The sequence below is a fragment of the Sinomonas sp. ASV322 genome (assembly GCF_030908245.1).
Classification (GTDB): domain Bacteria; phylum Actinomycetota; class Actinomycetes; order Actinomycetales; family Micrococcaceae; genus Sinomonas.
Genome location: NZ_JAVFJJ010000030.1, coordinates 1 through 20,618, shown reverse-complemented (window position 1 = coordinate 20,618; position 20,618 = coordinate 1). Strand labels below are relative to the sequence as shown.

General features: G+C 66.8%; 17 protein-coding genes and 1 pseudogene. 12 read left to right on the top strand and 6 right to left on the bottom strand.

Features of this window, described 5'->3' with window-relative positions:
- The 3 genes from RBS12_RS20115 to RBS12_RS20105 all read left to right on the top strand — a co-directional run.
- Positions 1-715: hypothetical protein (locus RBS12_RS20115; RefSeq protein ID WP_307967947.1), on the top strand; the 715-nt coding region annotated here is incomplete at its 5' end.
- A gap of 169 nt (positions 716-884) precedes the next feature.
- Positions 885-1,229, top strand: coding sequence for a DUF2019 domain-containing protein (locus tag RBS12_RS20110; RefSeq protein ID WP_307967946.1), 345 nt, complete (start codon positions 885-887; stop codon positions 1,227-1,229).
- A gap of 38 nt (positions 1,230-1,267) precedes the next feature.
- The gene (locus RBS12_RS20105) at positions 1,268-1,579 is read left to right on the top strand and encodes a hypothetical protein (protein ID WP_307967945.1); all 312 of its coding nucleotides are present in this window, start codon (positions 1,268-1,270) and stop codon (positions 1,577-1,579) included.
- Between the two features lie 62 nt (positions 1,580-1,641).
- Here the strand turns inward: RBS12_RS20105 and RBS12_RS20100 are convergent, their stop codons facing one another.
- Together RBS12_RS20100 and RBS12_RS20095 are read right to left on the bottom strand one after the other, a co-directional pair.
- Entirely contained in the window at positions 1,642-2,898 is a 1,257-nt protein-coding gene (locus RBS12_RS20100) for an MFS transporter (protein WP_307967944.1), read from the bottom strand.
- A 192-nt stretch (positions 2,899-3,090) separates the two neighbouring features.
- Positions 3,091-3,549, bottom strand: a complete 459-nt coding sequence (locus RBS12_RS20095; RefSeq protein WP_307967943.1) for a hypothetical protein — start codon at positions 3,547-3,549, stop codon at positions 3,091-3,093.
- Between the two features lie 209 nt (positions 3,550-3,758).
- Between RBS12_RS20095 and RBS12_RS20090 the strand changes: the two genes are divergently transcribed.
- The 5 genes from RBS12_RS20090 to RBS12_RS20070 all read left to right on the top strand — a co-directional run bounded on the left by RBS12_RS20090 (position 3,759) and on the right by RBS12_RS20070 (position 8,050).
- Positions 3,759-4,655, top strand: a complete 897-nt coding sequence (locus RBS12_RS20090; protein WP_307967942.1) for an ABC transporter ATP-binding protein — start codon at positions 3,759-3,761, stop codon at positions 4,653-4,655.
- Positions 4,652-5,464: an ABC transporter permease gene (locus RBS12_RS20085; RefSeq protein WP_307967941.1), complete on the top strand. Its 813-nt coding sequence runs from the start codon at positions 4,652-4,654 to the stop codon at positions 5,462-5,464. Before RBS12_RS20090 ends, RBS12_RS20085 begins: the two co-directional genes overlap by 4 nt.
- Before the next feature lie 47 nt (positions 5,465-5,511).
- Positions 5,512-6,723, top strand: a complete 1,212-nt coding sequence (locus RBS12_RS20080; protein ID WP_307967940.1) for a sensor histidine kinase — start codon at positions 5,512-5,514, stop codon at positions 6,721-6,723.
- Positions 6,720-7,349, top strand: a complete 630-nt coding sequence (locus RBS12_RS20075) for a response regulator transcription factor (protein ID WP_307967939.1) — start codon at positions 6,720-6,722, stop codon at positions 7,347-7,349. Before RBS12_RS20080 ends, RBS12_RS20075 begins: the two co-directional genes overlap by 4 nt.
- A gap of 170 nt (positions 7,350-7,519) precedes the next feature.
- Positions 7,520-8,050: a hypothetical protein gene (locus tag RBS12_RS20070; RefSeq protein ID WP_307967938.1), complete on the top strand. Its 531-nt coding sequence runs from the start codon at positions 7,520-7,522 to the stop codon at positions 8,048-8,050.
- Here the strand turns inward: RBS12_RS20070 and RBS12_RS20065 are convergent.
- Positions 8,047-10,884 (bottom strand): ornithine decarboxylase, encoded by a 2,838-nt coding sequence (locus RBS12_RS20065; protein ID WP_307967937.1) that lies wholly within the window; start codon positions 10,882-10,884, stop codon positions 8,047-8,049. The genes RBS12_RS20070 and RBS12_RS20065 overlap by 4 nt on opposite strands.
- Before the next feature lie 382 nt (positions 10,885-11,266).
- Between RBS12_RS20065 and merB the strand changes: the two genes are divergently transcribed.
- The 3 genes from merB to RBS12_RS20050 all read left to right on the top strand — a co-directional run bounded on the left by merB (position 11,267) and on the right by RBS12_RS20050 (position 16,132).
- On the top strand, positions 11,267-11,962 hold the full coding sequence (gene merB / locus RBS12_RS20060) for an organomercurial lyase (protein WP_307967936.1): 696 nt from the start codon (positions 11,267-11,269) through the stop codon (positions 11,960-11,962).
- A gap of 175 nt (positions 11,963-12,137) precedes the next feature.
- Positions 12,138-14,633 (top strand): glycogen/starch/alpha-glucan phosphorylase, encoded by a 2,496-nt coding sequence (locus tag RBS12_RS20055; protein ID WP_307967935.1) that lies wholly within the window; start codon positions 12,138-12,140, stop codon positions 14,631-14,633.
- A 131-nt stretch (positions 14,634-14,764) separates the two neighbouring features.
- A complete protein-coding gene (locus RBS12_RS20050; RefSeq protein ID WP_307967934.1) occupies positions 14,765-16,132 on the top strand; it encodes a DUF2254 domain-containing protein in 1,368 nt (455 codons plus the stop codon).
- Positions 16,133-16,138: 6 nt separating this feature from the next.
- On the opposite strand, the gene RBS12_RS20045 is transcribed toward RBS12_RS20050, so the two are convergent.
- The 3 genes from RBS12_RS20045 to RBS12_RS20035 are packed head-to-tail and all read right to left on the bottom strand — an operon-like array spanning position 16,139 to position 19,247.
- The gene (locus RBS12_RS20045) at positions 16,139-17,041 is read right to left on the bottom strand and encodes a carbohydrate ABC transporter permease (RefSeq protein WP_307967933.1); all 903 of its coding nucleotides are present in this window, start codon (positions 17,039-17,041) and stop codon (positions 16,139-16,141) included.
- Positions 17,038-17,904, bottom strand: coding sequence for a sugar ABC transporter permease (locus RBS12_RS20040; RefSeq protein ID WP_307967932.1), 867 nt, complete (start codon positions 17,902-17,904; stop codon positions 17,038-17,040). Before RBS12_RS20040 ends, RBS12_RS20045 begins: the two co-directional genes overlap by 4 nt.
- Positions 17,905-17,945: 41 nt before the next feature.
- Positions 17,946-19,247: an extracellular solute-binding protein gene (locus RBS12_RS20035; protein WP_307967931.1), complete on the bottom strand. Its 1,302-nt coding sequence runs from the start codon at positions 19,245-19,247 to the stop codon at positions 17,946-17,948.
- A 407-nt stretch (positions 19,248-19,654) separates the two neighbouring features.
- Here RBS12_RS20035 and RBS12_RS20030 point away from each other — a divergent pair.
- Positions 19,655-20,618, top strand: a pseudogene (locus RBS12_RS20030) (D-galactonate dehydratase family protein); the annotation flags it as partial.

The window sequence follows — 20,618 nt, the reverse complement described above, 5'->3', positions numbered from 1 at the left end:
CCCAGAACGACCCCATCAACACCAGCGACCCATCAGGGCTCTGGCGCGTCGCCATCACCGACAGCGACGGCTCAAGCTGGCACTCATCACCCACCGCCGACATCACCCCGGCCGATGGGGCATCGCCCCCGAATACCTCAACCCCCTCAGGTCAGTCGACTCCCAGCTCGTCGCCCCCGGCACCTACGTCAACGGCGCCTACGCCGGCACCTACTACGAACCCGCCCCGGCGACGCCCGCACCAGCCCCGGGGGCCGCGTTTGCCCAACGGCCCCTTATCAGCGACACGATCCGGGACCACATCGGAGTGGGCGGAACGACCTGGGCCGACGACCTCCGGCAAGTCGGCATAAACGCATCCAGAATCGCCGGCGCCATCGCAGCCTTCGTCCCCGGGGTCGGCGGAATCGGCTACGTCGGCTTCAACCGGCTCGCCGGCGACATCGAAGGCCAAGACCCCATGCGCCCCCTCACCGCCGACGACGGCGCCATGATGGCCATCGGCTTCCTCCCAGGCGGTGACGACATCGCAGGAGCCATCAAGGGTGCAGAAGCCGCCGGATCGGAGTTGGCTGAGGGATTCAACTCATTTCGTGCTGCGAAACGAGCGCTGCCATCGCCCGGCACGGGCAATGTCTACGATCACATCGTCGAGCAGTCGCAGATCGGGCGCAGTGGCTTCGACCCCGCGCAATCCACAATCCTTACAATCTGAGCCCCGTCTCAGCCGCGATCAACCAAGCAAAGGCAGACTATTACGGGAGCATCCGCCCCTTCACAGGTGGCCAGAGAGTGCGAGACTGGCTCACAGGCCAAAGCTTCGCCGACCAGCACGCTTTTGGGTCCAATATCACGTCGCTAATCGAAAGAGGAGCACCCCTTCCATGACACTCAACACCGAAGAAATTCGTGAGCGTTATCGCAAGCTGGCCCTCGAATGGGATGCCTCCAAGGATGACCCAAAGAAAGCAAACCGCGCCTTCAAGAAGCATCATTCATTCTATAAGGAGATTCGGAATCTTGAGTCTGGTCGCATCGCAATCGAGTTACTCCGCGAAGATCCCGCTCCTGTCGTTCGGCTGCTTGCGGCGACTCACTGCCTCCCATTTGATCCGGGTCCCAGCGAGAAAGTGCTCACCGAACTCGAGGGGGGTGTCGGGACCTACGCTGTAGATGCTAAGTACACCCTGATCAACTTCCGATCGGGGACGCTGAACCTTGATTGGTGAAAGATCTTCATCCACCTCCAAACCCTTGGTAGGCAGTTTTGCGATACATCCTTGTTCTGCAATGGGCGGGCGAGTCGGAGGCAGACTATGAGGCCCTCATCGCCATGGAGGACGCGCTGGAGGGCGCACTTCCCGATGTCCATGGATTCGTGGACGGGCATGACTTCGGCTCAGGCGAAATGAACATCTTCGTCCACACGGACCGGCCCCTCGAGGCATTTGGGGAAGCAATGGCTTCGCTGAGCGCTGACCCAAGATGGGCCGACGTTCGGGCGGCATACAGGCCGGCTGAAGGAGACAGTTACGTCGTCGTGTGGCCGGAAACTCTCAAAGAGTTCTCAGTGTCGTGATACGTCGAGCCCACGGTGGGCGTGCTAGGGGGTGGCCGACCGATAAGAGCCTGATGAGCGGATCACCCCTTCGTCGCGGCCGCCCTGCCCGTGAGCACCCAGTTGGCCAGGCCGGCGACGACGACGATCCCCGCGGCAGCGCTCGGAACCGCGAGGGCGGCCGACGGCCCGGCCGCCTGCGCGAGCGAGCCCGTGAACGCGGAGGCCGCGGACTGGCCCACGATAACGCCCGAGCCGAGGATCGTCATGACCGTCGCGGACCGCCCCTGCGGGCTCCGGTCAGCCCCGAAGCTGTATTGGGTCACGAGCGTGGGGCCGATCCCAACGCCGATCACGAGGAGCACCACGACCATCCCCGCGACCGAATCGACGAGCTCGAGCGCGAGCGTCCCCGCAAACAGGACGGCGGCGAAGACGAGCCAGCGCGCGCGCGGCGTGAACCGTGCAGGCATGAACGCGACCGCGAGTGCGAGGGCCGCCGAGCCGACGCCCATCGCCCCGTACACGAGGCCCGCCGCTTCCGGGTGCCCGCGGACCTCCATGAACGCGGTGAGCGAGGTCAGCATCGAGCCGAAGAACACGCCCACCCCCGTGACCCCGAGCACCACGACGAGGAGCGCTGGCCGGAGCAGCTCCGAGGCGGGCCCCTGGACGCGGTCCCGGGCCGAGCCGCCGTCGTTCGCCACGGTGCTGCTGCGATGGAGCGCGAACGCGCTCACGAAGACAAGATTGAGGATCGCGCCGATGACGACAGGCATGGCCGCGTTCATCGTCGTCGCGAGGAGCCCGACGACGAACGGGCCGAAGACGAAGACGATCTCATCCGCCGCCGATTCATAGGCCATCATGCCGTTGAGCACCCGGATCCTCCGGGCGGTCGGGATCTTGCGGAGCGTGATCACGACGAGTCGGCTCCGCGACATCGGGGAGACCTGGGGCGCCGTCGCGCCGATCGCGAAGCCGACGGCCAGCATCGCTGTGTCCGGGACCGGGCTGTAGACGATCCACGACATGACGAGCAGGGCCACGCTGTTGGCGAGGCCGGCCGCGAGCACGACGGGTCGCTGGCCGTAGCGGTCAGCGGCCGCCCCGATGAGAGGACCGAAGATGGCCCCGCCGACGCCGACCATCGCCGAATTGAGGCCGCCCAGCGCAAGGGATCCGCGGCCTGAGACGACGAGCGTGAGCACGCCCACGACCATCATCGCGAAGGGGAGACGCGCCATGAGCGCGATCGGGAAATAGGAGAATCCCGCGGCCTCGATGAGGCTCCTGCTCTCGCGCTCAGCTGTCTTCTTCGGCTCCTGCGTGCCTCGCACTCCCCTACGCCTTTCCCGCGGCGGTCCGCGCATCATGTGCCGCCTTGGGATTCCCTCGCTGAGGGCGCCAGGTAGATACACCTCGTGTGGTCCGGGGCCTTGCGGCGTGTGCCGCGGCAGCCGGACGGGCGACGACGGAAGTCGGAAATCGCCCTCCCTCACCTTATCGTGCGGAGAGAGGTGAGGAAACGTTTACTCGGCGTTCTCCGCCGGTGGGCGGAGCTTCGCCTTGAGGGCCTTGAGCCGGTCGAATTGGAGACGCTCGTACTGGTCCTGGATGAGCTGCGGCGGGCCGTAGCAGGTTTCGACGTCGATCCCGAACCGGTCGGCGATTTCGGAGCGCATCGTCCCCTCGACCGTCGCGGCCTCGGGGGCATGGTCCTTCCACGCGCGCGCGAGCATGTAGGCGTGGCCGATCGCCCGCGGGGTCGCCGCGTCCCACCACTCCGGGGCGCTGGTCTCCGCGAGCTCCGTGAGGGCCGAGTCCCGCTTGGCCTCGAAGTTTTCGAAGAGTTCGGCGATCTCGAGCGGAGAATGGTCCTCCATCTCGAGGAGTTCATCCGACGTCGCGAGCGAGAGACGCTCCCCCAGGAGATCGCCCGCTGCCAAGGCGACGCTGAGCGCCTCTCGCACCGACATGTTGTCTGCCATGGTCGTGCCTCTCTGCCCGAATGGCCCCTTGCGTCCGCCCCTGTGCGGACTCAGGTTGGGAACGTACCTCAAGCGTAGTCCGGGACCAAATGTTTACCCGGCGTGTTCACCGGAGGGCAAAAGCAGGACGCCCATCCCCCGATCGGGGGATGCCGGAATCCGCCTGCCCACCGCTCCCGCTCACGGGCCCCGCGCGGGATGCTCGAAGCATGATGGCACAACACGGGGACCTCGCGGTGCGGGTCCGGGGATTGCGCAAAGAATACGGCGGAGTGGCGGCCGTCGACGGAATCGACCTCGACGTCGCGCGTGGGGAGACGTTCGTGCTGCTCGGGCCCAACGGCGCCGGGAAGTCGACGACGGTCGAGATTCTCGAGGGCTACCGATCGCGTTCGGCTGGCGAAGTCGACGTCCTCGGCGTCGATCCGGCGCACGCGCGCCTCGAGTGGAAAGCGCGGCTCGGGATTGTCCTGCAGTCCTCGGGCGAGGCCGGCGTCTACACGGTGCGCGAGCAGCTCGCGCATTTCGCGTCGTTCTACCCGAGGTCGCGGGACGTCGACGAGGTGATCGCCGCCGTCGGCCTCGAAGAGAAGGCGACAACCCGCATCGCGAAGCTCTCGGGCGGGCAGCAGCGCCGCGTCGACGTCGCGCTCGCGATCATCGGGCGGCCCGAGCTCCTGTTCCTCGACGAGCCGACGACGGGCTTCGACCCCGAGGCCCGCAGGGACTTCTGGGCGCTCATCGAGGGGCTCAAGGCGGAGGGCACCACGATCCTCCTCACAACGCACTATCTCGAGGAGGCCGCCCGCCTCGCGGACCGCGGCGGCGTGATCAACCACGGCCGCCTCATCGCCGTCGGCCATATCAATGAGCTCGGCGGCGCGGAGGCCCGGGTGCCGATCGTGCGCTGGAAGGACGACGACGGCGCTCGCCACGAGCGCCGCACCGCGCGCCCCGCGGAGGTCGTCACACAGCTTGTGCAGCAGCTGGGCGGCGAACCCGCGGAACTCGAGGTCATCAGACCGAGCCTCGAGGACGTCTACTTGAACCTGGTTGGCGCGTCGAACGCGTCCGCCGCGCCTGAGGCCGAGGAGGAATTCGCATGAGCACGATGACGCTGGGCCTCGCAAGGGCCCGCTACGAGACCAAGGGATACTTCCGCTCTCCGGATACGGTCTTCTTCACGTTCCTGTTCCCGATCGTCATGCTCGGGATCTTCACGGCCGCGTTCAGCTCGCTCGGGGACATCCGTCCCGGGCCCACCTCGGCGGATCATGTCTCGGTCGGCGCCTACTATCTGCCCGGCATGCTCGCGGCCGGAGTCCTGCTCTCGGGGGTGCAGAACCTCGCGGTCGACATCGCGGGCGAGAAGAGCGACGGGACGCTCAAGCGCCTCGGCGGAACGCCCCTCTCCCCCGTCTCCTACTTCGTCGGCAAGCTGTGCCGCGTCTTCGCAACCGGGATTCTCCAGGCGGCGCTGCTCCTCGGCGTCGCCCGCTTCGTCTTCGGCGTCGCCCTGCCGACGGAGTGGTCGGCGTGGGGCACGTTCGCGTGGGTCTTCGTCCTCGGCACGGTGGCCTCGGCGCTCTTGGGCATCGCCCTCTCCGCCCTTCCGCGCAGCAGCCGGAGCGCGACGGCGGTCGTCGTGCCGATCGTGCTCGTGCTCCAGTTCATCTCTGGCGTGTACCTCCAGTTCTCGGTCCTGCCCGCGTGGATGCAGAACCTCGCGAGCGCGTTTCCGCTCAAGTGGCTCGCCCAGGGCATGCGCGCGGCGTTCCTCCCGGACGGCTTCAAGGCCCTCGAGCAGCACGGAGGCTGGGAGCTTGGGTGGGTCGCGCTGTGGCTCGTGGCGTGGCTCATCGTCGGGCTCGTGGTGAGCCGCCTCACGTTCCGGTGGATCCGGCGCGACGCGTGAGCCGCACGGCAGGGCTCATCGCCCGGTCCGCGTGCGAGCATGGATCCATGCGGACCGAGCGCTGGTGGGATCTCGCGGCCATCGCAACGGCCGCAGTCCTCGCCCTCATCGCGGCGATCGATGCGCCGTTCGGCGTCGAGACCTGGGGAGCGTGGGGCGCGTGCGCCGCGTTCCTTGTCGCCTACGCCGTCCTCGCCCGGCCCAACCTGTCGAGGCGCAGTCCGGCGGTGCACACTGGGACGGCCATCGCGTTCGCCGCGCTGCTCGCGGTCGGGTGCTCGCTCGACCCCACCGTGTCGATCCTGCAGGCCATCATGTACCCCTTGGTGTGGGTGACCGTCCGATCGACCCGCCGGGCCATCGTCGCGAGCGTCGCGCTCGCAGCCGCCATCGCGATCGGATACGCGGTGCGGGGCGGCGGCGTCGGCCTCGTCGTCGGCCTCGTCACGGCGGGCCTCTCGCTCGGCTTCAGCCTCGCGCTCGGCCTCTGGATCACCCATATCGCGCGGGTCAGCGACGAGCGCGCCCAGCTCATCACGGAGCTCCAGACGGCGCAGGGCGAGCTCGCAGCTTTGCACCGGGACGCCGGTGTCACGGAGGAACGCGCGCGGCTCGCACGGGAGATCCACGACACGATCGCCCAGAGCCTCACGGGGATGGTCATGGTCGCGCAGCGAGCGGTCAACGGACTCGACGCCCGGCCCGGCCAGCCGCTCGATTCCGAACGGACCGACGCGGCACGCCGGGACCTCGCGCTCATCGAGGACATGGCGCGCGACGCCCTCGCCGGGGCCCGGGGCCTCGTCGCCGCGCTCTCCCCCATGCGGGTCGACACGACTCTGGCGGACGCCCTCAAGCGGCTCGGCGCCGCGTTCGAGCGCGAGACCGGAATCGCGGTCTCCGTCACGGCAGACGCGGCCGGCCTCGGGCGCGAGACCGAGATCGTCCTGCTCCGGGCCGCACAGGAGGGGGTGGCCAACGCCCGCAAGCACGCGCAGGCGGGGCGGGTCTCCATTTCGCTCGTCGCGACGGCCTCGGGCGCGCGGCTCACCGTCGAGGACGACGGCGTGGGGCCCGGAAACGCACGCCCCGGCGAGCACGGCTTTGGGCTCGCGGGCCTTCGGGATCGGCTCGCGCTCGCGGGCGGACAGCTCGACTTCGGCCCGGGTCCCCATGGAGGGACGATCCTCGCAGTCGAGGTTCCGCGCGCTGGCGCGGAGTTCGCAGTCGGTGCCGAGCCTCTTGCGAGGCCCGCGTGATCCGCATCGTCGTCGCCGACGACCACCCGATTGTGCGCGCGGGCATCGTGAGCCTCCTCGACGCGGCCGACGACCTCGAGGTCGTCGGCGAGGCCGCGGACGGAGGCGAGGCAGTCGAGCTCGCGGCGACGGTCCGGCCCGATCTGGTCCTCATGGATCTGCGCATGCCCGGTCTCGACGGCGCGGCGGCAACCGCGAGGCTCGCCGCCGAGGGCAATCCGGCGAAGGTCCTTGTCCTGACGACCTACGACACCGATGAGCACATCGTCTCCGCCATCGAGGCCGGGGCCTCCGGCTATCTGCTCAAGGCCGCTCCGCAGGAGGAGATTCTCGCGGGGATCCGGGCGGTTGCCGCCGGGGAGACGGTGCTCGCCCCGTCGGTGGCTGCCCAGCTCGTCCGACGCGTTCGCGCCGACTCGGCTTCCACCGCCCCGCCGGCGCTCTCGCCACGCGAACTCGACGTCCTCCGGCTCGTCGCCGCGGGATCGTCGAACCCCGACATCGCCCGCACACTCTTCATCGGCGAGGCAACCGTCAAGACCCACCTCGCCCATATTTTCGACAAGCTCGGAGTCGGCGACCGCACCCGGGCCGTCACACGAGCCATGGAGCTCGGGATCCTCTGACCGACCCCCTCACCACGGAGTCGGTGTGCCGCTCCTCCACTGAGAAACGTCGAGCCGTTGGGGCCAGGCACGGAGATCGTCGGTGCTGTCGCGGGGAGCGTCCCGAGCGGAGTACGCTCTCCCGTTGGGGGCGCGGGACGTGCTCCTGGTCACCGCAGAGGAGCAGCCCCATGAGCGACGAGTACCCCGAATCACGGCCGTCTGCCCCCGCCTGGCCCACGTTCCCGCTAACGCACGGGGACGATCTCGCTCCCGCTGACGCCCGCAAATCGAGGATCTGGCGGGCCATCCTCGGCAGCAGCGCCGTCCTCCTCGGCCTCCTCGCGGCCTTCTACGCGTACACCAACATCGCCGCCGTCATCGGGGCCACCGCGGCCATCGAGGCTCACGGCGGCTACGTGCCGCAGGGCGCCATGACTGCGGCGGCGAGCATCATCGGAGTCTTCTGCCTGCTCGCGGTCGGCTACGTGGGCATCGGGACGTGGAACATCATCGCCCGGAATTCGACGGCCCGCGGCCCGCTCATCGGGGCCATCATCATTGGGGCGATCGGGCTGATCCTCGTCGTCGTCAACATCGCGAGCCGCTCGACCGGCGGGACGCAGTTCGGATCCCTTGCCCTGAACGTGCTCATCATCGTCCGCGCCGCCGTCATTCTGCGCATGAAGAAAGTGCCCGCCGGCACCGCCGCCCAGTACTAGGCGGACGACTGCTTCGAGGCGGGACGTCTGCGTGAAGCCCGGTCCTCCCGGGTGGGCTCGGGCCGCTCGGCGAGTTCAGCCGGTTCCAGGGGCGCGAGAACGGCCGCGGGCTGGGAGGCGGGCGCGGTACCAGCGAGCGTCGTGGCTGTGTCCTTGTAGACGCGGTATCCGTTCTCGGGCTGGTAGCCGTGGACTTCCGGCGTATCGAGACTAGACATGAAGTGCAGGATTTCCCTGCTGAAGAGCTGTCCCGGGACGAGCACGGGGAATCCCGGCGGGTACGGAGTGACAAATGTCGCGGAGACCACCGGCTCTCCGCGCCCGAGGCGCTCCTCGACGTCCTTCGCGGGCAGGTAGGCGCATTCGCCGTCGGCATAGGTGCCGAAGAACGCCTTGCGGGCGTCGCCTTCGGGGGTGGGCGGCTCGGACGGAGTCAGGAATGCCGAGTGGAAGCCGCTGAAGTCCGGCAGGGGCGCGGAAGCGTTGGTCAGGGCCGTGACGCGTCGACGATGGGCGTCGAATTCGGCGGGGCTCATCTCCTCGATCCTCTTCTCCAGGTCCCTGGCGATCGTGACGAGGACCTCGATCAGGTAGGCGACCGAGCTGCGGGTCGTGCCGATATTGGTCATGAAGAGGATGGTGTTGCGGGAGGTCTTGTTGATCTGGATGGCAAAGCGATCCATGAGCTGCTCGCGCTTGAAGGTCGCCCCGTCGATCCCGGTCTGACCGATGTAGACCGTGACGCGGGAGGGATCGAGCACGAACTCGTCCTGCTGCCACGCCGTCACCATGTTCCTCAGACCGCTGCGCAGGGGCTGGTCGATGCCGGAGGGACGGTGGAGCGCAGGGATCAGCTCCGCGGTGGTGAGGCAATGCATGTACTTGCTCAGCAGAGGGTGGGTGTCGATCGCGTCGCGCAGGCGCATGGCGAGCTCGAGCTGCTTCTGCACCAGCTCATAGCCTTCCAGCGAGGCTTGCCGCCGACCGATGTCCAGCGAGGCGAGGATCTGGTAGTTGGGCGAGGTCGAGGTGTGCGCCATATAGGCCTCGTGGAAGCTTTCGGCGACCTTGCCGCCGAATTCCTGGTCGTACACGTGGATCATGGACCCTTGCCGGAGCGAGGTGAGGGTCTTGTGAGTCGACTGGGTCGCGTAGACCCGGACGCGGGCGCAATCCGGGTCTGGGACCAGACGAGTGGCGAGCAGGGTCTCGTCGTCGCCGTCGGCCAGCGTCGCGGACTGCCTCTCGAAGCGTGCCCGCATCTCCGGAGTGCGCAGGGCTTCGGCGAGCTCGGCGGCCGCGTGCATCGCGGTCCGGGTTCGCAGAACCGGGTGGAAGCGGGCGAAGGCGAACCATGCCTCGTCCCAGAGGAACATGAGATCGGGCTTGATCGCGAGGCATTCCTCCATGACGCGGCGCACGTCATAGACAATGCCGTCGAACGTGCAGTTGGTCAGCATGACCATCTTGACCCGGTCGAGCTTGCCCGCGGCACGCAGGCCGAGCAGGCGCCGCTTGATCTCGGCCACGGGCACGGCCCCGTACATCGAATATTCGTTGAGCGGGTAGGCCTCGAGGTAGCTCACCTGTGCCCCGGAAAGCATGAGCCCGTAGTGGTGGGACTGGTGGCAGTTCCGGTCCACCAGGACGATGTCCCCGGGCGCGACGGCGGCCTGGGCGATGATCTTGTTCGCGGTCGAGGTCCCGTTCGTGACGAAGAACGTCTTCCCCGACCCGAAGGCCTCCGAGGCCAGGCGCTGCGCTTCGCGAAGGGGTCCCGTGGGCTCGAGCAGAGAGTCAAGGCCGCCGCCAGTGGCCGAAGTCTCGGCGAGGAAGATGTCCAGTCCGTAGAAGTCCACCATGTCCCGGATCCAGTGGGAGTTCACGATCGACTTGCCCTGCGAGATCGGCAGCGCATGGAAGACCCCGGTGGGACGCCGGCTGTACGACTTGAGCGCGTCGAAGAACGGGGTGCGGTAGCGCGCGCCCACCCCGGCCAGGATGCTCAGGTGAAGCTCGAGGGAACCTTCCCGGGCATGAAAGACCCGCCTGACGTGGGAGCTGAGGCTCCCGGCGATCTTCTCCACAGCGATTTCCGTCATCAGGTAGAGGTCTAGCTCCGGGCGGACCTTGGCGATGTGCTCGACCAGGATCTGCGCGCGTTCCTCGGGGGAATGGTCCGCGAGCGCGCTGCGGACGGCCGGGTCGACGAACTGGCGCAGCCTGCTCAGGTCGTTCGCCGAGGCGTGGGCGAACCGACGCTGGACGACGCAGGCCTGGATCGTCGGGTTCATCAGAGTCGCCACGACGGCTTCCTCGCCGCTGCCCACGACGACGAGGTCGTAGATGAACTCGTCGTCCGCGCGTCGCCATCGCAGGAGGTCCTCGCGCAGCCCGCGTTCCTCTTCGGGGGTCATCGTGCCGACGACGAGAACCTCGAAATACGGCCGCTCTGTCCGCCCGCGCTCGGACCGTGCGATACCGGCGTCGGCGTCGTACGAGGCCTCGGATGTTCCTCCGCGCTCGCCAGACCGGTACGCGTCGGTCGCCAGGCTCCGGCTGACATTCGCCGTCTGGCGGGCAAACTCGACGATGCGTCCGGAAGCGAACAGATCCTGGATGCGCAGGAACCCGTCCGCGCCCGGATACGCCCAGTACCGCTCGAGCGGGACCAACGTGTCCAGATGCGCCGCCACCTCCTCGGCGAGCCCCGCCGGCGCCCGGCCTGCCGCCGTCGAGCGGGCCAGCCGCTCGGCCGACTCCGCCAAGCTCGACCACACATCGAACCTGGCCTGCCACCACGCGTTATACGCCTGCGCCTCGAATTCAGACACGACCGGCCCCCTTGCTGCCCGCCAAAAGGCCGCCGTCGGCGGCGGCACAGCACATCCTCCACCGCGCGCACACGGCCCACAAGGACCCCAGATGCGCCTCCGCCGGGCTCACGGCTACGGCTCCGCCGTCGACCGTCTGCGCGCACGGCGGCCGCGAGGCACCCGCCGGACCACATACCGCCCCTGACAGGGGACGACGCGCCGGCGCCCAACGCCACCCGCCTCATACACCACCACGCGGTGACCACCGCGGCCACCGTGAACGCGCCGCGAAAGGGCGGCCGCGACCCGTCATCAACACCGAATTGCCGTCACAAAGGGCGACGCCGGAGCAGGCCAGGGCTTGACCCTCCAGTCGAGTGGAAGGTTCATAATCAGCCACATGAGCGAGACAACAACCAGCAACCAGCGCTCAGCGATCGATCTGCTCATTGACGGTTACGTCGAGGGCATGCCCGTCCTCGACCCACAGGCCGCCACGGTGGCCGTTGGGCTGTGGCGGGCTCTGGCACAGGGCAGCCCGGTTCCCCGCAGCGGCCTTGCAACCCAGCTCGGCATGCCGCCCGCCGACGTCGCGTCCGCCTTGGACGGGCCGCTCGCCGGGACATTCATCGAGGACGCGGACGAGGGAATCAGCACGTTCTGGGCCCTCGGGCTCGCGGACATGCCCAGTCCACACCGACTGTCCGTCGGTTCGCAGACCCTTTACGCATGGTGCGCGGTCGACACCCTCTTTCTGCCGCTCCTGCTCGGTCAGACGGCGATCGTCGACTCTCGTCTCACCCCGACCGGCGAACCGGTGCGGCTCGAGGTCCATCCCGGGCATCTCGGCACGATGACCGCTCCCGAGGGGATGGTGGTCTCGTTCGTTCCCCTGAAGGAGACCGGCTTCGGCGACTCAGCGCTCTCGATCATGAGCACGTACTGCCACCACATGCTCTTCTTCGCGGACGCCGCCACCGGCCAGAAATGGGCCGCGGACCACCACCGAGGCGACCTCGTCTTCGTCCCAGTCCGCGAAGCCTTCGACGGCGTCCAACGCTGGTTCCGGACGCTCCTCGGCGAAGCCCTGGGCTGACGAGTGCGCTTCGTCGATTCTTGGGGTCATCCCGGCGGACCGATTCGTCTGCGTCCGCGCAGGCGCCGGATTGCATCTCACGTACGCCGCTTTTCGTTTGTGACGGGCGTGTAAATTTTTGGTCCGCTCGGCAGTACGGTCCTCGGACCGCCTCGGCATTCGCTACCGTTACGAGATGGCCCTTGAACGCGATTCCACGGCGACTCATCCTCTCGCGCTGGCTCCGGTGACCGCACCGCCGAGCACTGTCGATGGTTTTGTGCGCGAGTTCTTGAACAACCTCAACTTCCGGCAGGGGGTTGCGCTGTCCTCGTCCAGCGCGAACGACCGGTATCTCGCGCTCGCGGAGACCGTGCGCGACTATCTGATGGCCCGGTGGCTCGAGGACCAGCGCCGCCAGCGCGTGCGCCAGGCCAAGGGCGTGTGCTACCTGTCGGCCGAGTACCTGCTCGGTCCGCAGCTCGACAACAATCTGCTCGCGAGCGGCCTCGCCGACATCGCCGCCGAGGCGCTCGCGTCGTGCGGGATCGACGTCGAAGAGCTGCGGCGACTTGAGCTCGAGCCCGGCCTCGGCAACGGCGGCCTCGGCCGTCTGGCCGCGTGCTTCATTGACTCGCTCGCGACGATGAGCGTCCCGTCGATCGGGTACGGCCTCCGCTACGAGTACGGCATCTTCCGGCAGACGTTCGTGGACGGCCAGCAGGTGGAACAGCCCGACCGGTGGCTCGCCATGGGCTCGCCGTGGGAATTCCCGCACCCGGAGGCAGCGCAGACGATCTCGTTCGGCGGGCACACTGAGAAGTACGACGACGACGAGGGCGTCGAGCGCACACGCTGGGTCCCGGCGTGGAACGTGCAGGCGGTGCCGTTCAACTACATGGTCCCGGGTTACCAGAATGGCCGCGTCAACACGCTGCGCCTCTGGAGCGCCGTGGCCACGAACGCCTTCGACCTCGGCATCTTCAACGCCGGCGACTACGCGGAAGCCGTGCGGGCGCAGACCTTCGCGTCGAACATCTCGAAAGTGCTTTACCCTGAGGACTCCACGCCGCAGGGCAAGGAGCTGCGCCTGCAGCAGCAGTACTTCTTCGTCGCCGCGTCGATCCGCGACTTCCTCGACAACCAGCTGTCCGAGGGCTTCGACCTCGCGAACCTGCCGGACCGCGTCATCTTCCAGCTGAACGACACGCATCCTGTCATCGCCGTGCCCGAGCTCATGCGCGTGCTCGTCGACGAACGGCACCTCGAATGGGCCGACGCGTGGGCCATCACCCAAGGGTGCTTCGCCTACACGTGCCACACGCTGCTGCCCGAGGCGCTCGAGGAGTGGCCGGTAGACCTGATCGGCCGGCTCCTGCCGCGGCATCTGGAGATCATCTTCCGCATCAATGAGGAGTTCCTCGCCGCGGTCCGCGAGAAGTTCGGCGACGACGAACTCCGCATCCGGAACATGTCGATCGTCGGCGAGTACCCCCACCGTTCGGTGCGGATGGCGTATCTCGCCACCGTCGCGGGCGCAAAGGTCAACGGCGTCGCCGAACTGCACTCGCAACTGCTGCGCGACAAGTTGCTTCCCGACTTCGCCGAATTCTTCCCCGGCAAGTTCACCAACGTCACCAACGGCGTGACGCCGCGGCGCTTCCTGCGCCTCGCGAACCCCGGGCTCTCGTCGCTCATCACGGATGCGCTCGGCCCGCGTTGGGTGACCGACCTGGAGCGCCTCCGCGAGCTGGAGGCCTTCGCCGCGGACCCCGAGTTCCGTGCCGCGTTCGCGGCCGTCAAGACCCAGAACAAGGTCCGCCTCGCGAGCGAGCTCCGAGCCCGCGACGGGCTCGAAGTCGGTGAGGGGCATCTCCTCGACGTCATGGTGAAGCGCCTGCACGAATACAAGCGGCAGATGCTGAAGGTCCTGCACATCGTCACGCTGTACGAGGGCGTCAAGTCCGGGCGCGTAGAGGCATCCGACATCACACCGCGTACGTTCGTCTTCGGAGCCAAGGCGGCACCGGGCTACGCGATGGCCAAGCGCATCATCCACCTCATCAATGCTGTCGGGTCGGTCGTCAATGCCGATCCGCGCGTCGAGGGGCGCCTCAAGGTGCTTTTCCCCTCAAACTACAACGTCACGCTCGCCGAGCGGGTCATCCCGGCCGCCGACCTGTCCGAGCAGATCTCCCTCGCCGGCAAGGAGGCCTCGGGCACCGGCAACATGAAGTTCGCGCTCAACGGCGCGCTCACCATCGGCACCGACGACGGCGCGAACGTCGAGATCCGCGAACTCGTCGGCGACGAGAACTTCTTCCTGTTCGGCATGACGGAGCCGGAGGTCGAGGCGCTGTGGGCCAAGGGCTACCGACCGAGCGAGTACTACCAGACGGACGCCGACCTGCGGCGAGCGATGGACCTCATCGCATCGGGTGCCTTCTCAGGCGGCGACCGGTCCACGTTCGAGCCCATTGTCTCGAACCTGCTCTACGACGACCGCTTCATGGTGCTGGCCGACTACGCCTCGTACGTGGCGGCGCAGAAGACCGTGGATGCAGCCTACGCCGACCAGGATGCGTGGACCCGCTCTGCCATTCTCAACGTCGCGCGGTGCGGCTACTTCTCCTCCGACCGGTCCATGCGGGACTACATCGACCGCATCTGGCACACTCCGCCGACGCCGTAGGAGCGTCGAGGGAGCCGTAGGCCCGGACCTGTGATGCCCGGGGGGCGACGCAGTAGCGCGCTGCATGCGAGTTTCGGACAATGAGACTTAGTTTGAGCGGGCTGCTCGCGTGCGGCAAGGGGTGGTAGGCGATGCGAACTGTCCTGACACTGGGGGTCTCCCCCTGGCGCCGCGACGTCCTTCGGACGTCGCTGTGGTTCGTGCCGTCCCTGCTCCTGATTGCGATCATCGGCCTCTTCGCGGCGACGTACTCGCTCGATCTGCACGTCTACGACGCTCAAATCACCCTGCCGGCGTGGATTCAGCTGGAGAGCGCGGACGGTGCGCGAACGCTGCTGTCCGGTCTGGCGGCGGGCGTCATCACCGTCCTTGGCGTGGTGTTCTCGGTCACGATCGTTGCGCTGACTCTGGCCTCGCAGCAGTTCGGCCCGCGGATGCTTCGCAACTTCGTTCGCGACCTCGGCACCCAACTCACGCTCGGCGCCTTCGTCGCGACTTTCGTCTACTCGGTCCTTACGCTCGGCAGTATCGGTGGCGGAAGCCGCTCTGTGACATTCGTGCCGCAGATCTCGGTCTCAGTCTCGCTCGCGCTGGTCTTTGTCAACGTGATGATGTTGATCTACTTCATCCACCACATCACCTTGCTGATCCAGCTGCCGGCGGTGATCTCGTCGATCGCGTCCACGCTGGCGGCCGCTATCGACCTGCAGTTCCCGACGCGAGGGCAGTCTCACGATCAAATCCCCCGCACCGGTCGCCCGCTCGCTGAACTCCTCGCGCTCCTCGATGCCGAAGGCGCTGAGGTTGTCGCCACGACGAGCGGCTATCTCCAGTTCGTTGGCCACGCGCGCCTCGTCGAGATCATGGAACGGCACGGCGCAGTCGTGCAGCTGATCTATCGGCCCGGGCACTTCATCACCCGAGGTCTCCCGCTGGCGAGGGTTTGGCCACCGTCGGCGGCCGACGCCGTCCTCCCTGCGCTAGCGCGGGCCCACATCACCGGACCGCACCGAACGCTCGAGCAGGACGCGGTCTTCGCCATCGACCAGCTTGTCGAGATCGCGATCCGCGCGCTCTCGACAGCCGTCAACGACACGTTCACGGCGCTCACGTGCATCGATTGGCTCGCGGACGGACTGTGCATGATCTCCGAGCGCGAACTGCCGGATGGCCTCCACCGCGACCGTGCCGGGGCGATCAGGGTCATCGAACTGGCGCCGAGTTACGAACGCATGGTCAATCGTGCGTACGACAAGGTCCGTCAGTCCGGTGTCGGCATGACGGCCGTGTCCATGCGGCTCCTCGAAGGTCTCGCCCGGGCCGTGGCCTACGCCCAGGACGACACCCAGCGGGCCATCCTGCATCGCCAGGCCGACATGATCATGCGCGGCTGCGAGTCCGCGATCACCGACCCGGACGATCTCGAAGCCATCCGCGGCCGTTATCGCGACGCGCGCGAAGGCCGCCACGCAAAGCCGTATCCGGCTCCTCCGGCCTGAGGATGGTCACTTGATGCTCCCTTGCGCGAGGCCTGCGATGATGTGCCGCTGAAGGAACAGGAAAATGACGATGATCGGAATGATGGTGACGACCGAGACGGCCAGGATCTGATTGAACGGAATTGCCTGTTGGCTGGCGAATCGGGCAATGGCCACGGGCAGTGTCTGGACCGACTCGTCCTGGGCGACGATGAGCGGCCAGAGGAAATCATTCCAGCGCCAGATAACGGAGAAGATCGCGACCACCGCCAAGGCTGGCCGGCTGAGCGGAAGGATAATCCGCAGGAAGATCTTGAACTCCCCCGCGCCATCGATGCGCGCGGCCTCGATCATCTCGTCGGGCAGGGTCAGCATGTACTGGCGAAGAAGGAATACCCCGGTCGGCGTCGCGGCCGGCGGGATGATAAGCCCCCACAGCGAGTTGACCATGCCGAACGACGAGATGACCTGATAGACGGGCAGCAGGATCACCTGAAGCGGGATCATGATCGTCGAGAGGGTGATGAGGAAGAGCACCGTGCGGCCGCGGAAGTTGTACTTGGACAGCGCGTAGGCCGCCATCGAGTTGACGGCTAGGGTGAGCACGGTCGCGAACACGGTGACGATGACGCTGTTCGTCAGGAAGTGCACGAAGTCGAATGCCTGCAATCCGCTCGTGTAATTGTCAGCCGTGGGGTGGTTGGGCCAGAGGGTGGGCGGAGTCTGAGCAAGCTCCTCTTGGGTCTTGAACGATGACACTGCCGCCCACACGACCGGAGTCACCACAAGGAGGGCTCCGGCGATGAGCAGGGTCGCGCGGACGACGGCGCCGGTGCTCGGTGCGCGGCCACCCGTCGACGTCCATGCGGGCTGCTGGAGACCGGCCGAAGCGGATCGGCGGGCCGCGGGCGCGGGGGCTTGTGTACTCATATCGACTCACTCCGTCGGCCGATCGCATAGTTGACGAAGGTCACGGCAAAGACCACGACGAAGAGAATCACCGCGGCCGCACTGGCCAGACCGTATTGGATCGGGTAGCTGAAGGCATTCTCGTAGATGTACTGGATGATCAGCGTCGTCGCCCCTACGGGCCCACCGCCAGTGAGCGTGTACACGAAGTCGAACGCTTGGAAGCCTGCGATGGTGGCCAGGATGATGACGACCATGAGCGTGGGCCGCAGGAGCGGAAGGGTGATGAGACGCACCGACTGCCACACACTCGCACCGTCCATTCTTGCTGCCTCATACAGCGAGGTATCGATGGACTGCAGACCTGAGATCAGGATCATGGCGTAGAAGCCGAGGTGGATCCATGTCCCCACGAGGATGATCGATATGAGGGAAAGGCTGGAGTCCACTAGCCATCCCGGTGACCCCAGGCCGATTGCGGACAGCACCTCATTGACGAGGCCTGTGGTGCGATCCAGTGCAGCCTTCCATATGATGCCCACCACGACTGGCGAGATGAGGACGGGCAGGAAGTATGCGGCGCTGAGCGCCCCCCGGCCCCGCCGCTGCGCGTTGAGCATGAGGGCGAGCGCCGTGGCCAACACGGTCGAGAGCAGAACGAATCCGAGTGTGAAGAGAACGGTGTGCTGGACGACGCCCCAGAACTGGGAATCGCTGAGGATGTTGCTGTAGTTGCCGGTCCCAACGGGGCGGTATGTCCTTCCATTGCTGCTGTCGTAGAAGCTGAGGTTGAAGCCGTTGAACGCCGGCCAGATGGTGAACACCCCGAAGATCACCATGTTGGGCAGAACGAAAAGGTAGGGGGCAAGCGTTTTGCCCCTCATCCAAGCTGATAGCCCGCGAGCCCGATCGGGAGCTAGAACGCTCATGAGCCTGCAGCCTTGATGGCCTTGTCGATAGCGGCGGAGATGTTTTCGACGGCGGTCTGAACATCCTCCTTGCCCGCAACGACCTTGTCGGTCTCGTTGATCATCGAGGTCGCCGAGGCCGTGAAGGCGGGGCTGTTCGCATCGGTCCACGTGTCGGACGGGGTGGCCTTGATCTGCGAGAGGAAGGCGCTCATGTCGCTTTGGCGATTGGCGTACTCGATCCCAGAGTCGGTCAGGTCTTTGCGCGTCGGGAGCCAGTACGCAGACCTGTCGACCTCGCGCTGGTTCTCAGTCCGGTTCATCCACTGGACGAAGGCGGCAGCGAGGGTCGGGTTCTTGCTGTCCTTGAACGCGATCATGAACTTGCCGCCAGGGAAGCCGCCACAGCGCTCCTGGCAGGGGTTGGGCACGGCCGCCCAGTTGAACGTGGCGCTCTTGGCGAACGCGCCGACCTGCCAAGGGCCTGACAGATACACAGGCACCTGCCCGGCGAGGAAGATCTCATTGGCGCCCGTGTACTTACTGCCTGAGCCGAGCCAGAAATCCTTCGGGGAGACGTTGCTTTTCACCAGGTCCGTGAAGAACGTGAGCGCCTTCGCCGCCTTGTCCTTGTCGAGGGCATTCTTGCCGTCCGGTCCAACCAGCACGGTGCCGAACTGGCTCAGAACTGTGCTCAGGCGGTTGCCCGACTTGTCGATAGCCACGGCGTAGGGCATGTTGTTGGCGGCGGCCACCTTCTTGGCGCTGGCAACAAGCTCATCCCATGTCCATTTGGCAGGTACCGGGACGCCTGCCTTCTTGAATGCGTCGACGTTGATCATCGGGCCGTTGATCGTGACGTCGCTGGGGACGGCGAGCATCCGACCCGCTGAGTCCATGGCAGTTCCGGCCGCTCCCGGAGTGAACTCTGACGGATAGTTGCTGCCGAAGTACTGCTTGAAGTCGACTTCCTTGTCGGCGTACGGGTGCCAGTCGGCCACGCGAGCGACTTCGGGGGCGTTGCCAGCAGAGAGGCGCGCCTGCAGGGAGGTCGCCAAGTTGGCGAACGGCACGATCTGCAAGTTGACTTTGGCCCCGGTGACCGCTTCGAACTTGGCAATCGCGTCCTTCGTGGCCTGCTCGTCGGGCCCGTCAGTGAAGTACACATAGGTGAGCGTCTGACCCTTGAAGCTGTTGAAGTCGACGCTGGCGGGGGCGCTCGGTCCGGCATCCGACTGCGATGAGCCAGGCGCGCACGCCGTCAGGCTTGCCGCAAGGACCGCCGCGCAGACAAGGGCGGTCTTGGTACGGAGTTTCATGGGGTTCCACCTCTCTGGGGATGGCTCACCGCTTTCGTCAGCGGCTTTGCCCTATGACGCGGGTCACAAGCCGCAAGTTTAGTGACCGATCACTTTTTGGTCAACCGTCCCAAAGTGGCGGCCGCGTGCGGCACTTGACTAAACGCGACCGGTCACTGGAACATTTAGGTGACCGATCACTTTCCCATCGTCAACAACGAGGCTTGACGCTCGCCGCAACAACACAACGGATCCGCTCGGCGATCGCGTTGCGATGGCCACATGCCTTTCCCGTGACCCACGGAGGCCATCGCGCGCCTCCGAAGTCGCCGTGGTCGCAGGGGACCCACCGTCGTCGACCCCGTGAACTCCGTCGCCAACTCGTTCGGCGACCGCCGACGTTACTCCACCTTCGAGAAAGGAATTCGATGAAGATCGTTTCCGCTGAGGTCTTCGTGACGAGCCCGTCGCGGAACTTCGTCACGCTCAGGATCACGACCGACGAGGGCGTCACCGGCATCGGCGACGCGACGCTCAACGGCCGCGAGCTCTGCGGGCGTACGGGCACGCCTCCGGCACCGACATCCCCTCGCTCTTCGACTCGATCAGGCACCACCTCGAGCTCGGCTACAAGTCCATCCGCGTCCAGACCGCGGTCCCGGGGATCAAGGCCGTCTACGGCGTCGCGGCCCAGGCCCAGGCCTCGGGCGAGCGGTACGACTACGAGCCGGCCGGGCGCGGGGCCTACCCGCTCGAGGAGGACTGGGACACGCGCGCGTACCTGCGCCACCTGCCCACCGTGTTCGAGGCCGTGCGCAACGAGTTCGGCCCCGAGATCCCGCTCCTGCACGACGGCCACCACCGCATGACCCCGATCCAGGCCGCCAAGCTCGGCAAGGCCCTCGAGCCCTACGACCTGTTCTGGCTCGAGGACTGCACCCCGGCGGAGAACCAGGAGGCCCTGCGCCTGGTCCGCAGCCACACCACGACCCCGCTGGCGATCGGGGAGGTCTTCAACACGGTGTACGACTTCCAGTCGCTCATCAAGGAACAGCTCATCGACTACGTCCGCGCGGCCTCGACCCACTTCGGCGGCATCTCCCCGCTGAAGAAGGTCATGGACTACGCGGCCCAGTACCAGGTCAAGTCCGGCTTCCACGGGCCCACGGACATCTCCCCGGTCGGCTTCGCCGCCCAGCTGCACGTGGGCCTGGCGATCCACAACTACGGGATCCAGGAGTACATGCAGCACTCGGACGCGACGAACACCGTGTTCGAGCAGTCCATGACCTTCACCGACGGCTACCTCCACCCCGGGGACAAGCCCGGCCTCGGCGTCGAGTTCAACGAGGAGGCCGCGAACTCGTACCCGTACCAGCAGGCCTACCTCCC